The 14,927-nt window shown below is 38.9% G+C and carries 15 protein-coding genes; 9 read left to right on the top strand and 6 right to left on the bottom strand.

The genetic code is table 11. The features are described from left to right. Window positions 1–181 precede the first annotated feature (181 nt). The 9 genes from BLW60_RS06385 to BLW60_RS06345 all read left to right on the top strand — a co-directional run bounded on the left by BLW60_RS06385 (window position 182) and on the right by BLW60_RS06345 (window position 9,693). Window positions 182–1,093: an ABC transporter permease family protein gene (locus BLW60_RS06385; RefSeq protein ID WP_207645919.1), complete on the top strand. Its 912-nt coding sequence runs from the start codon at window positions 182–184 to the stop codon at window positions 1,091–1,093. Between the two features lie 12 nt (window positions 1,094–1,105). Continuing rightward, window positions 1,106–2,362, top strand: a complete 1,257-nt coding sequence (locus BLW60_RS06380) for an ABC transporter permease family protein (protein ID WP_074715506.1) — start codon at window positions 1,106–1,108, stop codon at window positions 2,360–2,362. A gap of 35 nt (window positions 2,363–2,397) precedes the next feature. Continuing rightward, window positions 2,398–2,592 (top strand): hypothetical protein, encoded by a 195-nt coding sequence (locus tag BLW60_RS17330; protein ID WP_175460898.1) that lies wholly within the window; start codon window positions 2,398–2,400, stop codon window positions 2,590–2,592. 397 nt (window positions 2,593–2,989) lie between these two features. Then, window positions 2,990–3,658 carry a response regulator transcription factor gene (locus tag BLW60_RS06370; RefSeq protein WP_081348142.1) on the top strand — a complete coding sequence of 223 codons (669 nt, stop codon included), beginning with the start codon at window positions 2,990–2,992 and terminating at the stop codon, window positions 3,656–3,658. A 13-nt stretch (window positions 3,659–3,671) separates the two neighbouring features. Then, complete coding sequence (locus BLW60_RS16435; protein ID WP_074715503.1) at window positions 3,672–5,387, top strand: sensor histidine kinase; 1,716 nt, start codon at window positions 3,672–3,674, stop codon at window positions 5,385–5,387. 224 nt (window positions 5,388–5,611) lie between these two features. Beyond that, window positions 5,612–6,550 carry a phosphatase PAP2 family protein gene (locus BLW60_RS06360; protein WP_074715500.1) on the top strand — a complete coding sequence of 313 codons (939 nt, stop codon included), beginning with the start codon at window positions 5,612–5,614 and terminating at the stop codon, window positions 6,548–6,550. 105 nt (window positions 6,551–6,655) lie between these two features. Continuing rightward, window positions 6,656–7,738, top strand: a complete 1,083-nt coding sequence (locus BLW60_RS06355; protein WP_074715497.1) for a DUF4178 domain-containing protein — start codon at window positions 6,656–6,658, stop codon at window positions 7,736–7,738. An 11-nt stretch (window positions 7,739–7,749) separates the two neighbouring features. Next, a complete protein-coding gene (locus BLW60_RS16430; RefSeq protein WP_074715494.1) occupies window positions 7,750–8,181 on the top strand; it encodes a DUF350 domain-containing protein in 432 nt (143 codons plus the stop codon). Between the two features lie 9 nt (window positions 8,182–8,190). Then, window positions 8,191–9,693 carry a polyamine aminopropyltransferase gene (locus BLW60_RS06345; protein ID WP_074715492.1) on the top strand — a complete coding sequence of 501 codons (1,503 nt, stop codon included), beginning with the start codon at window positions 8,191–8,193 and terminating at the stop codon, window positions 9,691–9,693. A gap of 89 nt (window positions 9,694–9,782) precedes the next feature. On the opposite strand, the gene BLW60_RS06340 is transcribed toward BLW60_RS06345, so the two are convergent. From BLW60_RS06340 to BLW60_RS06310, 6 genes are all read right to left on the bottom strand, one after another. Further along, window positions 9,783–10,406 (bottom strand): class I SAM-dependent methyltransferase, encoded by a 624-nt coding sequence (locus BLW60_RS06340; protein WP_242872838.1) that lies wholly within the window; start codon window positions 10,404–10,406, stop codon window positions 9,783–9,785. Between the two features lie 350 nt (window positions 10,407–10,756). After that, window positions 10,757–12,376 (bottom strand): MobQ family relaxase, encoded by a 1,620-nt coding sequence (mobQ, locus tag BLW60_RS17145; protein ID WP_431768008.1) that lies wholly within the window; start codon window positions 12,374–12,376, stop codon window positions 10,757–10,759. Window positions 12,377–12,524: 148 nt separating this feature from the next. Next, window positions 12,525–12,854: a DUF3847 domain-containing protein gene (locus BLW60_RS06325; RefSeq protein WP_081348140.1), complete on the bottom strand. Its 330-nt coding sequence runs from the start codon at window positions 12,852–12,854 to the stop codon at window positions 12,525–12,527. Continuing rightward, window positions 12,851–13,207: a helix-turn-helix domain-containing protein gene (locus tag BLW60_RS06320; protein ID WP_074715486.1), complete on the bottom strand. Its 357-nt coding sequence runs from the start codon at window positions 13,205–13,207 to the stop codon at window positions 12,851–12,853. The genes BLW60_RS06325 and BLW60_RS06320 overlap by 4 nt, the downstream gene beginning before the upstream one ends. A 184-nt stretch (window positions 13,208–13,391) precedes the next feature. Further along, window positions 13,392–13,685, bottom strand: coding sequence for a transposase (locus BLW60_RS17380; protein ID WP_074715483.1), 294 nt, complete (start codon window positions 13,683–13,685; stop codon window positions 13,392–13,394). A gap of 9 nt (window positions 13,686–13,694) precedes the next feature. Then, entirely contained in the window at window positions 13,695–14,840 is a 1,146-nt protein-coding gene (locus BLW60_RS06310; RefSeq protein ID WP_207645918.1) for a transposase, read from the bottom strand. Window positions 14,841–14,927: the final 87 nt, after the last annotated feature.

Here is a 14,927-nt window from a genome sequence, read left to right as displayed (position 1 = left end):
TTTTGTTATGCTGCTTATAAGCTTTCTGCTTTTAACGTCTATCCTGACAGCGGCTTTTTTTGTTTCTGTCGCTTCATCAGATCTGATCGGATCGTTTTTTGACTACATTTCTTCAAGCAGTTATAAAACAAGCGGAGAAAAGGGATTTTCATTCACACTTAACGGATTACAATATACTGCTTTGGATACAGTATCAGATCTGCCGTTTATTTCTGTCATACCTGATGATATCATGGTAAGAAGTTCTGATTTTTACTATAACGGAAACGAGCTTGGAGATCACAATATAATGGCACATTATCCTAACCCGAAAGGAAAAATAAGAATAATAAGCGGCACCGATCTTACAAAGGAAGTCATCGACAGCGAACTTATCTGGATATCGGAACAATTCTCCGAAAAAACGAACTGTAAAACAGGCGACATAATAGCCAATAATATATCTTCAAACTTAACAGTCGAATATAAGGTCGCAGGAATATTTGAGGGCGACGATGATATAGATGCTTTTCTGCCGTTTGGTACTTATTACAAAACAATGGAAAAAGCAGGATTTTACATAGGAACAACAATGACGGGCACTATCTCTGATGTTGCAAATTATAAAAAGATGTCAGCCGAACTCAAAAAAAGAGGTATTCATTCCGAAAGCAATTATGATGAGGAAATAAAGGCAATAACTCTTATGGATCTGCTTTTGCAGGCACTGTTTGTAGTTGTGGTCATTGCAGGCATATGGACTTTTTCAAATCTTTGCAGCATTATCCTGAACAACAGGAAACGCTTCATCATACATTTGCAGATACTTGGAATGAAGCCGATACAGGCATTATCTGTCTATGGTTTTATTATTATAGCTATATCTATGCTTGCTTTCTTGCTCGCAATACTGTTTTCAAATATTTTTTCAGTATACATAATTGATCTTGCTAAAAAGATCTATCCCGAACTTGGAAAAATGGAAGTCAATATTGCATCACAACTGGTAAAAGGCATCGTTGTTTTCTTAATAACAATATGTCTTGTTCTGGTACGTTCATACAAAAATATACGCAGTACAGAACTTATCAGTCAACTCAGCGAAGTACAATAACGGAGTATATTTATGATAAAAGCATTATTTATAGCATGGAAGAACTTCAGATGCAAAAAAAGGGTTATGATAAAGCTGATATCATGTTTTTTTGTAATAATGTGTTCGGTCTCATGTTTTTTCAATTATACTGATGCGATCAATGTCAGACTTGAACAGATAATCAATGGTTCAGCAGCAAAATCATACGTGGAAACCGAATCGATGATCAATAGTCAACAGTATCCTCTTATTAGCGAAATTAAAGAAATAAAACGCTTTGAACCTGAAAATACTCCTTTAAAACACATAAGGTTAACTGTTAACGGAAAGGAATACAAAGGCATAAATGATTACAGCTATGACTTTTCTACTCCTTTTTCAGTCGGAACAGCTCAGTATGTATACAGTGTTCCTTTTATTATTGATGCTTATAATAACCAAGAAACGATATTTACTAAAAATGATATACAGGAATATAAAGAGAAATTCGGTGATAAAAACTTTGAAATAGCAGGCAAAGCCGAACTTTCATCAGATAGCATAATTTTCACCGATTATATGCTCGATAAATTTGGACTGTCTGCGGATAGTTCACTTATTGGCGCGAAAATCTCTTTGTATGATTCAGAAACAGGTGAAGTATACTGTAACGGCTTGAAGCTTTCATGTATACTCGATTCCAATATATTCAGAATAAGCTCTGTAAAAAAATTCGGGCAGATAATTATTTCGTCCGAGCATGAAATAAAAGGAGCTTCAAAGCGTACTTACTATAATTATGCCCAGAATTATATTTTGGCATATGAGCTGGCAAACCAATTGTCAGCTGATGATATTCCTCATTACATTCCTCTTGAACTTTATTATTTCTGCGAAATATACAAGCAAAATCTTATAGTATCAAGAGTAGTTTTTATGATAATGATAGTTTTCCTGATAGCGATGGCTGTAAGTATAATCACGGTTTTATATTTTTATCACTGCAATCAGCTTGATTACCGTCAAATGCTTCTTGCTATGGGATTAAAGGTGAAAAGTCTTTTCCTTATTATACTTATTGAAATAGCTCTATGTATATTGGTGTCATATATTATCACTTTGATAATAAGTGGGACTATAATGTTCCTGATAAGCAGATATCTGATTTCAAGTCTCGACGTGGACGGTATGTTTGGCATATCTCGCCTTTTGAGCATTTCTTCATTAACAGCAGCTTTAATTTTTTCTTTTGCAATATTATTTGCCGCAATATCATCAAATAACATAAAAAACAGATCAAAGAAATAATACTTTGATCTGCTGTGGAATCTTCAAAAAGCGTTATGTCGCTGCTTATCAGTATTGCTCATGATAAAGGTCAGATAAGGAGCATTGATGACAAAGTCCTTGACTATTTCTTTGATTATAAAGTCAAACACGGTGAAAAAAATATATACGCTGCTCTCGGAAACAGCGGAATACTTAAAGGCAAAGAGCCGACCACGAACACGCTGATACAATGGAGGATTGCCTGCTGATAGAATCTGTCCTTGGAGCTAAGATATACAAGAATCTGTTTCTCTGAGATCGTTAGCTGTGATTGATATTGTATAGTTCATTCTGCACCTCCGAGGTATTCGTTCTATAATGAAGATCATCCTGTGAAAATAAACTTTATCAATGTTTCCTACAAGCCTATCTAAAATTTCGAGCATACTGTTTTAGGCTTCACTCAAGGTTTACAGCTTATTATAAAAAAATACAGCGACGAAAACAGCCGTCCCATATTGATATGGGGCGGCTCGTTTTGTCCAAAAGATTGACAAGCCTAACGCTGTATAGTACAATTGGATTACAGAAATAAACGGGAAATGATATACAAATGACACATCAGTATGATACAATATGGCTAAAGGGAAAAGGAGTGGTTTGATAATGAAGATATTGCTTATTGAGGACGACCTTCAGATATGTGAAGTAACAAGAAAATACTTTACAAGCAAAGGTGCTGAGATAACTATAATAAACAACGGCAGTGAAGCTGTGAGTATCACCCAAAATGAACTCGAAGGCTATTCTATCGTACTTCTTGACATTATGCTTCCCGGGACTGACGGATTTACGATCTGCCGAAATATAAGACGTATCAGTGATATCCCCATCATATTCATTACCGCAAGAGGTCATGAAGAAGATATACTTCACGGCTATGATCTCGGCTGTGATGATTATATAGTAAAGCCGTTTCTTCTCTCTGCCCTTTTCGCAAAATGCTCCGCCATGGTAAAACGGAATGAAAGCTGCTCCGACAGCGTTATATCATGCGGCGCAATAAAACTTGATACCCGTAAGCTTACCTGTTATGTTGACAATGAAGAGATCGAACTTACTCCAAAGGAGTTTTCTATTCTCAGCTATCTTATGGAACATCAGGGCTGGATAGTTAACCGTGATACTCTTCTCGATAAGGTGTGGGGAGATGATTTCTTCGGTATCGACCGTGTTGTGGACAATACTATCAAGCGCATCAGAAAAAAGCTTGGAAACGCAGGCAGTCAGATACACACTGTCATAGGACGGGGATACAAGCTGACAGAAACCTAAAGGAGTTGATCCTATGAAAAAGAAATTCAAAAAGAAAAAACGCGAAACTCTGCTTAAAATAATGATAAAGTCTTTCTCTGTAGCTATCGCATTATGCCTGATTTTTGCTTACGGATTCTGGGAATATGAGCGCGAAGATGCCAGAAATCAAGCTTCAAACAGTATCGAAGAAAACGTTTCGCGTGTGCAGAGCTGGGTAAACCGAACCGAAGCAAAAAACAGCAGCAGAGATACGATGTCCGAACTAAGCAGCTACCTTACAAAGTATGTGTATTTTGATATAATGTTTGAAGATGAGTTTTCCAAAAACGGAGGTCCACAGATAGTACCAAGATATTGCGATGGAAATCATGCTGTTGCAGCTGTTATAGACAAGGACAATAATATCGCAGCATCTAATCTGATTACATTGCAGGTATTTATAAGTTTCGGTAAAGATGCTCCTGATAACGGAAACTATATATGTCCCGAAAAAGATAATATCCCCGAAGTACAGCAGCTGTATAACGATCATCGTGAACTTGCCAAAGAAGAGACATTACATTCATGGGTTGAAATGAAGCTTGAAAGTGCTTATGTAAACAAGAAAGATCACACTTTCATACCTCATAAGGGCAGTATGAAACTTATAAAATACGATTATGACAATGTCCCCGAAAACAGCGGACCTGAATATTTGATACTGAGAACAAAAGAGATCAATATAAATATAGATGATGATAATTATGAGCTTTTAGAGCTTGACAGCCTTTCATCAAAGAATTATCCCGTATGCACAATGTTCAACTTCTGGGGCGAGGAGCAGGACGTACTGGAAAGATTTTACAATGATTGTAAGTATTCGGAAGACGGCGGTTCATTCGGCGGATATAGTGGTGACGGAGAGGGAGGTTGGTGCGTTGAACGCTCTTTCCCAATATATATCAATAAGGAACAGTATTGTGTATTCCTGCGTTATACCGTAAAATATACCACACCTGAGTTCATGAAGTTCTACTGGAAATATGTTATTCTGTTCAGTCTTGCTGTATTAGCTGTAACAGCACTTTACTGCTGGAGAAAGAATGTTGTAAATAAAGCTAAATACGCTATGGACGACTATCAGCGCGACCTGACGAACCACCTTGCCCACGACATAAAAACACCGCTTATGGCAATAGGCGGATATACGGAAAATATAATGGAAGTCGAACTGACAGAAGATGAGAAAAAGCAGTATCTCAGTGCCATACTTGATAACATAAAGTTTACGGATTCCATTATAAACAAAACACTGTTCCTTAACAGTCTCGAAGGCGGTTCGGAGATAAAATACGAAAAGATAAGCGTTGAAACTGTCGTCAAAGAGGCGATAAAGAAGTATGAGCCGATACTTGAAGAGAAAGGTATAAAATTCACCGTTGAAGGCAATACAGAGATAAAAGCCGATAAAACTTCATTTGAAAACATCATCGAAAACCTTATCTCCAATGCGGTAAAATATACCGCAGAGAACGGTACTGTAAAAGCTGTCTGCGAGCGCAAAAAGCTTATCATAACAAATACTGTCAAGGAAAAGGTCGATGTAAAAGACCTGAAGAAGCCTTTCGTGCGCGGAGAAAGATCAAGAAGCAATCTTGGCGGAAGCGGACTCGGTCTGTCAATAGCCGAACGTGCTGCTGCATTAAACGGATTTAAGCTGAATATCTCGTGTACAAATACAGAATTCAGTGCTGAGATAAGATATTGAATATTATAAAAAGCTGATATCATAAGCAAAACAACAGAAAAATATCCGCAATAAACAAAATCCCGAAACTCACTAAGAGGTGTAAGTTTCGGGATTTTATTTATATGGCTTTCCCATACCTTTGTCGAATTATAAAAACATATCCTTTTGTTGATTTTCAGACATATATGATGTATAATTGATATAAAAACGATCATAAGGCTATCAAAAAAGGAGCAATGCAAATGGATATTGATTACCTGTTATTTTTACAGCATTTCAGAGAAAGTATCAATGATGCACTTACACCGTTTATGGAGTTTGTATCACTATTTGCTATATCTTTCCTTATCACTATACCTGCATTCATATACTGGTGTAAGGATAAACGCATCGGACTGTATGCACTGTCAGCATATGCTTTGAGTTCGGCGATCACTGTTATCGTAAAGCTGACAGCCTGCGTCTACAGACCGTGGATAAGGGACAGCCGTATCATTCCGGCAGGTGATTCTGTCAGATCGGCTACAGGATATTCATTTCCAAGCGGTCATACCTCCAATGCAGCCTCTATTTACGGTGGTTTAGCTCTGAAGTCACCGAAAAAACGAAGGTGGATAAAGGTAATTTGTGTGCTTATGATACTGCTCACCGCTTTCTCTCGCAATTATCTGGGAGTACATACGCCGCAGGACGTCCTCACAGCTATACTGCTTGGAACGATCGCTGTACTATTTATGTCAAAGCTGTCTTCATACCTGTCAAAACATACGGAAAAAGAAAATATAGTTCTGGCAGCAGGGATAGTTTTCTGTATAGCGTCACTGATATATATATCCGCAAAGCCTTACCCGAGGGATATAGTGAACGGTAAACTTCTCGTTGATCCAAAAGCGATGATGAAAGACGGATTCGGGTGCATAGGCAGACTTACAGCCCTTTGCGCTGCAAGATACGCTGAGAAAAAATGGGTGAGATACAGCCCGTCTCTATCGCCGAAAACCGTTGTGCTCGGGATAGCAGGTTCTTTTATCACCGTGCTGATAATAACTTTCGGCATTTTTCCGCTGAAAGCCTTATTCGGTCTGCACTGGGGAGCTTTTGCCAAGAACTTCATTATGATGACCTTCATTATATTGATATGGCCTGCCGTTATGAAGCAGCGTACCAAAGATAAAATTTGATTTCCGAATAAGGCACTGCCATTGATTATTAAGTTTCTTGACAAATTACGCTTTATAGTATATAATAACATAATATGATATGAAACCAAAGGGGGAGATAATTCATTGGTTTTTAAAATAGGTGATGTATTAAATGTTGATGGCTATGAATATTTTATCATCGGCAAAATAACATACAAAAATACAAAAGACAATATGCGCTGGGACGAATACCGAATGAAGCCTGTTAATGGCGGAAGCGAAAAATGGCTCAGCATAGATGATGTTTATCATGAATACTCCATCAGCCAAGTAAAATACGGCATTAGTGAATGGGGATATGATCTTGTAGACAGTGGAACAGAAGTGGTCGTCAGCCGAAGCGGCAGTGTTGATGTACATTTTGGTGATCGTGCTCAATTTTATGAATATGAAGATTCGACAGAGGAAAAGATCATCTCAAAGGAAATATGGAGCGATGAAGTTGAGATGAGCGAAGGATATTATCTCGATGAGGACGAGATAACTTTTGTTCGCCATGATAAAAAGGAAGCATTTAAAACAAGATATCTGGGCTCTGTGATAACATTAACCTTTATAGGGATACTTTGTTTGATCATGTTCGGACCATATCTGGCTTCATTTTTTCATAAAGTGCCGACTATTCAAAAGGTGTTAGATGATGATTATCACTTAAGTTACGTTACTTCGATAACAGGTAATGAAGATCTGAAGGCAAAGGTATATAAAACAGACTCGATTTTTGGAATAGATAAAGTAACCAAGTGGATAATTGATGCCATTGAAGGCGAGATTGAACAAATCCAGCCGGATACCACAGAAGGAAGCGAAGCTGTAGGCATACTTACAAAAAAAGAATACTGTCTGGTATACATAGCTGAAAGCGGTGATGTGTATGTACAGGTGTCCGGTCGAAAATATGCATTTAAAAATGATACCGCACCATACTGCAGTACAAGTAAAGTACATGATTATTACAAGCTCTTTTATTATTCGGCAGGCTATGATAAAGACAAAGATACCTACAATAATTCATCATCGCCATATGATTCATACTATGGCGAGCCCACTGTATTTTCATCTAATACGTATAAGGTTTACTCAGAAACTGTCAGACAAAACAGCATAAGACAAAGCAGCGTCAGGACGAGACGCTCATCGGGCGGCGGCCTGAGCAGCGGCAAATAACGGAGGTTTTTATGGATTTTTATAAAGATATACTTGAAATGGCAATATATTCCTTCCTCGGAGTGATATTAATGGTTGCAGCCAATTTTTTCATAGATCTGGTGATACCATGTTCGTTTCCGGAGGAGATAAAAAAAGATAATAAAGCTGTAGGCTTTGTTTCGGCAGGAATAAATATAGGTGTAGGAATATTGCTTCGTGCTGCGATATACTCTCCCTCAGAAAGCGGTCAGACAGAGAGTCTCATGAACGGTATCCTGAGCAGCGTTCTGTATTTTGTTGCAGGTGTTGTTTTCTTTATGCTTGCCTACCTTGCGATCAAGTTTATAAACCGCAAGTACGAGCTCAACACTGAGATCGGTAAAGGAAATACTTCTGCCGGTATCATGGTAGCAGGTATTTTCATCGGAATTGCTATTCTTATCAGCGGTGTGATAATGTAAGGTGACCAAATGAAGAATTATCGCATACTTATGCTGACAACACTTATTATCTCAGGCTGTTCTATGGTCTACGAGCTGATAATAAGTGCTGTCAGCTCTTATCTTCTGGGAGATTCCACATTTCAGTATTCCGTAACTATAGGACTATATATGTTTGCACTGGGAATAGGCTCCTTTCTTTCTAAATATATAAAGAAAGATCTGTTCAACAGTTTTGCCATGGTCGAGATATGTATAGGATTGATCGGCGGAACAAGTTCGCTTGTACTGTTCCTTGCCAATCTGTATATCGAATCATACGCCTGTGTAATGTATATCGAGATAATTCTCATCGGTACTCTTGCAGGACTTGAAATACCTCTTCTGACACGTATTATTGAAGAGGACAGAAACGAACTCAGACTAACGCTCTCCTCGATCTTTTCATTTGATTATATCGGCGGTCTGATAGGTGCGATCGTCTTTCCTATGCTTTTGCTGCCTCATCTCGGCTACTTTGCAACAGCTTTTCTTGCAGGTGCTTTTAATCTTATATGTGCAGCTGTGATCATTTTTTCATTCAAAAACCGATTGAAAAAAAGCTTTTTATTCCGTATCGCATCTGTCGTTCTTCTTGTTATTATGGCAATAGGCATGGTATTTTCCGAAAATATCAGCAGGGTAATAGAAAGCGGACTCTATAGAGATAATGTTATACTGATCGAACAGACACAATATCAGAAAATAGTCGTTACAAAGCATAAGGAAGATGTTCGTCTGTTTATAGACGGCAACTGTCAGTTTTCATCTGCTGACGAATATCGATATCATGAAAGCCTTGTACATATCCCTATGCTTTATGCTGAAAAGCACGATAAAGTACTTATCCTCGGAGGCGGCGACGGACTGGCAGTCCGCGAATTGCTGAAATACCCTGATATCAAACAGATAACTATGATCGACCTTGATAAGGGCATGACTGATCTATGCCGTACTGACAAGCAGATCTCAAAGATCAATGAGGGATCATTAAACAGCGATAAGCTGACTATAATCAATATGGACGCTTATCAGTACCTCAAAGAAACAGACGGGCTTTTTGATGTTATAATCGTTGATCTTCCCGATCCGAATAATGAGGCTCTGAATAAACTTTACAGCAACATATTCTATCGCTTATGCGGCAATCATCTTACCGACAGCGGTATAATGAATGTACAGTCTACAAGTCCTTATTACGCTCCTAAAGCTTTTTGGTGTATCAACAGAACTATCGAAAGCGAAGGATTTGAAGTTAAGCCTTATCATTTGCAGGTGCCTTCTTTCGGAGATTGGGGCTTCAATATGGCAAGCCGTTCTGCGCTCGAAAAGAAGCATGAACTTACAGTTGATACTCGTTATCTTTCTGAAAATAATATGGAGTCGCTTTTCTGCTTCGCAAAGGACGAGATCGCTACAAATACAGATATCAACCAGCTTACAAAGCCCATTTTGATCCAGTACTATAATGAAGCTGTAAAAGACTGGGAATAAAGCTTATTTGCAATTGAATAATAAATATGCACCCTAAAAGTCTGTCACTTTTGGAGGTGCATATTTTTATATTCAAAAAGTACTCGCCGTTATTTTTTTATTATTGCTATTGCACACGGCATTTTTCCTTCAACTATATCAAAGGTCACATCGTATCCGCCCTTAATAAAGAACGCCTCATAACTCCTGCGGTCAAACTGTTTTGTAAAATGTGCGCCTGCAAGATCAAACATCTTTATCAAAAACTCGCTTGACTGTTTTCCCATGTTGATATACGTTGGTATAATGACTTTTCCGCCTTTTTTGCACACTCTGAGCAATTCGTCCACAGCTTTGTACGGTTCATCAAGAAGGTGTATCACATTGCCTGCGACAACTTTATCGAAAGTATCGTCCTTAGCGTTGATCGACATTATATTTGCCTTCTTAAACACGATATTCCTGCATTCTGAGCAGTTTTTTTCTGCGCGTTTCATCATATTTACAGACATATCCGTAGCAAAGAGTTTCCTGCATTTTTTTGCAACAGGCTTGCTTATAGAACCTGTTCCGCACGCACATTCAAGTACGACATCTCCGCTGCCGATCTCCTGTGCAACTCTTTCTCCTGTACTATCATAACATTTACGATTGTATGCTCTTTCAAAGAGATCATACACTCCTGCTATCTTATCCCAAAAGCTTTTCCTGATCATTTTTATCCCTCTGTTCATCTAAAAATTTTTTCAGCATTGCCTTCTGTACTCTGATATCCAAGTATATATGAATATATGAACATCTATTCATATAATATCATACTTTTTCCCGCTTGTCAAGTTCTTTTTTTATTTTTCATAAGCGTTTTTGATATTATGGGTTATAGAATTCATGTTTTTTTATTAATACACATCGTTCTTGGCATAAGAATAAGCACTCTCTCACATCGAGAAAGTGCCTATTCTGCGTTATTTCATGAGAGCTTGTGACGGGACTCGAACCTGTAACAAATAAACAAAAACTGCCTCTTACAGGCATTTATACTTTAATTCGTGTGACATTATGTGATTTTCTCATAATCACATATTTATGCCGAAGCATTATCAGAGTCAAGAATTATACCGTTAAAGTAACCATCAATCATTTTGTCAATCTTTTTTCGCTCTGAGCTGAATGTCTGCTGATAAACTGATTTCAATATACAATCTGTCGACCAACCGCCGCGTTCCATTGCGTATTTGTCTGGAACTCCAAGCATAAGCATGATTGAAGCATTTAAATGACGAAGATCATGAAAAGACATTTCAATACCGTGTTTTTTCATAAGCCTTGTAAATCTGCTGTAAAGAGCTTTCCTTGTAAGCGGTACAATAAAGTCCTCACCGCTTTTATGCGGAATCGCCATTATCATATTATAGATATATTCAGGCAATTCGAGCTGACGCTGACTCTTTTCGGTCTTACAGCCCTCACGGACTTTCAATCCCTCATCGGTACGGATAACTGTACGCCTGATCTTAGCTCTGTGAGTATCAGGATTTATATCTCTGAAATGTAAGCCGATGACTTCGCCAATTCTCAGGCTGAGCCAGGCTGCAAGCAAAACAGGCAATTCAATTTCTGAACCTTTAACGATATTGAATACTTCTTCAAATGACGGTAATTCTTTTTCCTTTTTTCTTATTTTCGGGAGCTTGATACTGTTCAGGTTAATATCCGTATTAAACATTTTCAGGACAGATTTCAAAAGTCCATACGCATTTTTTATTGTCTTGGGACTAAATTTCTCAGCTTCAATGTTTATTGCCTGCTGAATATAGATAGGCTTTATGTCCATGACATTAATGTCCATTATAGATTTAAAACGGTATTTCAATACCTGATTATAGTCACGGATAGTTGTTTCTTCAAGGACAAATCTGCGGCTGTCAATGTACATTCTCATCGCTTGTGCAATGGTCATATTAATGGTGCGTTTGCCTTTACGTTCCATTTGTGTAGCAGCTACTCCCATGTGAATCGTCGGCTTTACAAGTTTTCCTTGTCGCTTGTATGACCTGTGGTCTACCGTATCGGTAATGTTTCTCTGCTCCAGAAAGTTGTTAAGATAGTCAGCCCATGCCTTTCTCCATTCCTCAGCTTTCTCACGGCTGTTCCAGTCTGTAGTCTGCACGGTGTGGCACTTGTAGGTCCGTTTCTTTTTATCATATATCTTGTTTCCGTTTTTATCGAGAACGTACTCTTTTCTCTGCTTGTCGCCCCAGGTTCCGTCCTCATTTATCGGGCGCATTGTCAGCATGATATGAGCATGAATGTTTTTCTGTTCACGGTTGGGATCATGGATACAGATATCAGCACACATTCCTTTGTTTACAAAAGTTTTCTGTACAAACTCATGTGTCAGAGCTATACATTCAGATTGAGACAATTCATTGGGCAGAGCAATTTCTATCTCCCGTGCAAGCTGTGAGTTCTTGGATTTCTCTACAGCTTCAACCGCATTCCATAGTGAGGAACGGTCTGCGTATTCCGCAGGAGCATTTGGCGGAAGCAGTATCTCACTGTGAACTACTCCGCCCTTGCGTGTGAAGTCGTGCGTCATGCCGTCATAATTGTTGTGAAGCTTTTCTCCTGCTCGGTATGCTGCTGCGGCTACGGCAGACTTTCCTTTTCTGCGGCTGATAATTTTTATTGAGAAATGATAGATTGCGATATTATCACCGTCTTCCTACGCGCCCTGTTTCAGGGCGTCATTTTTGCCTCGTAAAGCGCACATACCATGTCAGTGGTATATAAGTGCGCCCTTGATATCAAGGGAAGCGGTATTGCTGACCTCAAAAACCGCTTTTTCAGAATTATTCATCAGTATTGTCATGGAAATATGCTCCTTTCAGATCAACAGGCAGGCTGCTGAATGCTACTCTCAAAATATGCTTTATCTGATCGTTGGAATATGATTCAGCGTCGGGGAGAATACTTTCAAGGATAGCTCCCCGTTCAATAAGTCGGTGAGTACGGCTGCGGCGTTTTTCTTCCTTATAACGATTACGCAGAGTATTGATGTGATGGGCTTTCTGCGTTTCTTTTTCCGTCAGCTTTTTCAGTTCAGCTTCAATAGCCTCACGTTCCGCAAGGGCTCTCTCATAATCGCTTTCAATATTGATAAGTTTGGCTTCTTCGTTCATAAATCTTCTCCTTTCTGAGCGTTGTTATCGCTCCAGTCAACAACTAAGGTTTCATATTCGTGAATTGGAATGTCACAGACAGTATACTCGGCATGATCTATCCTGCCGTGTTCGTTTCTCGGATACCGCCGCCGCAGATATCCAAGCTGTTCCAGTTCTTTTAAAGCTGCCGAAATAGCAGTTTTGGATTCCTTATGACAGTGGACAAGACCGTCGATAGTGAATCTCCAGTTATCAGGCAATGTCATCATGTGGGCAAGCAAGCCCTTTGCTTTCAGAGACAAGTCCTTCCTTATGAGGAACTCCCTGTCCATAGAGACATAACCTTTCCGTTTGACTTTTAAAATTGGCATAGCATCATTCCTTTCATTTTTTTACGTGATACACGTATGTAAAAAGAGCCCTCTACTTTTAAAGGCAAAAAAATGCAGGGGGTATGCGTTTTATTTTTGAAAAAGATCCTTTTTTCTCTTTTTTGAACAAAACAGATATTCAAAATATGTGAAAACCGGAAACAACAATTTTTACCTCCTACTTTTAAAGGTAAAAAATAAGTGAGTTGATATCAGTAAAGGGGTGTCCATTTTGGTGCTGTTGACAAACCCATGTTTTTACAATAAAAAACAGCCCGAATAGCTTTCGGACTGAAATAATAGCTGAATATTGAAGTAAAAATAGTATCTCTACAAGCCTTTTTAAGTTTAAGGCGCATGCCGATAAGAGGCATTGCTCGGTAACTCGTTCAATGCCCCTCTTTCGGGTGCGTCTTAAATTATGACATTCTTTTTGATGAGAGAAATTTCCCTCGCACCATATTTTGCGCAGCCGCATGGCATCATATTATTCAGAAATTCCGTTGTTTTTAAATTGCTCTCTTCGAGCTGTTTCGTGAAGGTGAACTTCTATGGCACGCAATGATTTTGACTTTCCCATACATTGACTTCGAAATGGACAGACTATACAATCCTTTTGTTTCGGACGATAAACCTTGACTCCTTTACCTTTTTTGTAGCTGCTGAAGTGAAATATTATTCCGTTAGGACAAACATATTCATCTCTTTCCACGTTGTATTCAAAGTCTGACTTATCGAAACCCTTTTCGTAATTTGCACAAGATTTAGGAGTCAATTTGTATGGAATAAATGTCTTGATATTACGTTTAAACATTTCATTGTGTATCTCGTTACTGTCATAAGCCTTATCTGCACAAACTGCTTCCGTATTAAATCCGAATTTATCAATTTGATAATTGATACGGTCAGCGTGAGGGGTACAATCATTATAATTGCCTGGTGTTACAAAAACATCTGTTATCATCCCATGCTTTGAATCGCAGGTCTGATGATTCAGATAGTGAAATCCTGTAGGCTTTCCCGGACGCTTCATCAGTCCGCATTCAGGATCTGTAACACTTTTGGTGATTTCTTTAGTTTTAGTAGTATCGTATTCAACAGGCTCTTTGATAAGACCGAGTTCATATGCCTCACGATCAAGTTTCTGCATATACTCCGTTGGAGTATCTGGCACTTCGATGACCTCGCGCAGATCGTTACGGGCATTGGCTCTTATGTGAGTGGAATCAGCGAGCAGTAGCTTGCCGTCAACGAGACCTGTCTCGATGCATTTGCAAACTACTTCATCAAAAATATCACGAAAGACAGTCGTGCCATCGAACTTTCTGCGGCGCAACTGGGAGATAGTTGAGTGATCGGGAACGCGCTCGTCGAGGTCGATGCCGAGGAACCAGCGGTATGCGATATTGACTGTGATTTCCTGTTCCAAGCGCCGCTCGGAATCAATGCCGTAGATATATCCGATAAGCAGCATTTTTATCAGAACAACAGGGTCGATTGACGGTCTGCCTGTGTTGGAATAGAAGTCTGCGACCTTGTCATAGATGAAATCAAAATCTACAAGCCTATCCAGATCACGCAGAAAATGCTCCTGCGGCATTAGTTCTTCAAGTGTCACAAAGGACATTTTCATTTGCTTGCTTTCGGCTCTTTTTAACATCGCTGCTACCTCACTTTCGACACTTTTATTATACCATATTCAGCACTCAATGTCGAGAGT

This window comes from Ruminococcus flavefaciens (genome assembly GCF_900108555.1).
GTDB classification, from domain to species: Bacteria; Bacillota; Clostridia; order Oscillospirales; family Ruminococcaceae; genus Ruminococcus; species Ruminococcus flavefaciens_P.
The sequence above is the reverse complement of the archived record's forward strand: the minus strand, read 5'-3'. Positions and strand labels throughout refer to the sequence as shown.

Coding starts and splice junctions, on each gene's coding strand:
- BLW60_RS06380 (WP_074715506.1), top strand. CDS start 1,106: ATGATAAAAGCATTATTTATAGCATGGAAGAACTTCAGATGCAAAAAA.
- BLW60_RS17330 (WP_175460898.1), top strand. CDS start 2,398: ATGTCGCTGCTTATCAGTATTGCTCATGATAAAGGTCAGATAAGGAGC.
- BLW60_RS06370 (WP_081348142.1), top strand. CDS start 2,990: ATGAAGATATTGCTTATTGAGGACGACCTTCAGATATGTGAAGTAACA.
- BLW60_RS16435 (WP_074715503.1), top strand. CDS start 3,672: ATGAAAAAGAAATTCAAAAAGAAAAAACGCGAAACTCTGCTTAAAATA.
- BLW60_RS06360 (WP_074715500.1), top strand. CDS start 5,612: ATGGATATTGATTACCTGTTATTTTTACAGCATTTCAGAGAAAGTATC.
- BLW60_RS16430 (WP_074715494.1), top strand. CDS start 7,750: ATGGATTTTTATAAAGATATACTTGAAATGGCAATATATTCCTTCCTC.
- BLW60_RS06345 (WP_074715492.1), top strand. CDS start 8,191: ATGAAGAATTATCGCATACTTATGCTGACAACACTTATTATCTCAGGC.
- BLW60_RS06340 (WP_242872838.1), bottom strand. CDS start 10,406: ATGAACAGAGGGATAAAAATGATCAGGAAAAGCTTTTGGGATAAGATA.
- BLW60_RS06325 (WP_081348140.1), bottom strand. CDS start 12,854: ATGAACGAAGAAGCCAAACTTATCAATATTGAAAGCGATTATGAGAGA.
- BLW60_RS06320 (WP_074715486.1), bottom strand. CDS start 13,207: ATGCCAATTTTAAAAGTCAAACGGAAAGGTTATGTCTCTATGGACAGG.
- BLW60_RS17380 (WP_074715483.1), bottom strand. CDS start 13,685: ATGCGGCTGCGCAAAATATGGTGCGAGGGAAATTTCTCTCATCAAAAA.
- BLW60_RS06310 (WP_207645918.1), bottom strand. CDS start 14,840: ATGAAAATGTCCTTTGTGACACTTGAAGAACTAATGCCGCAGGAGCAT.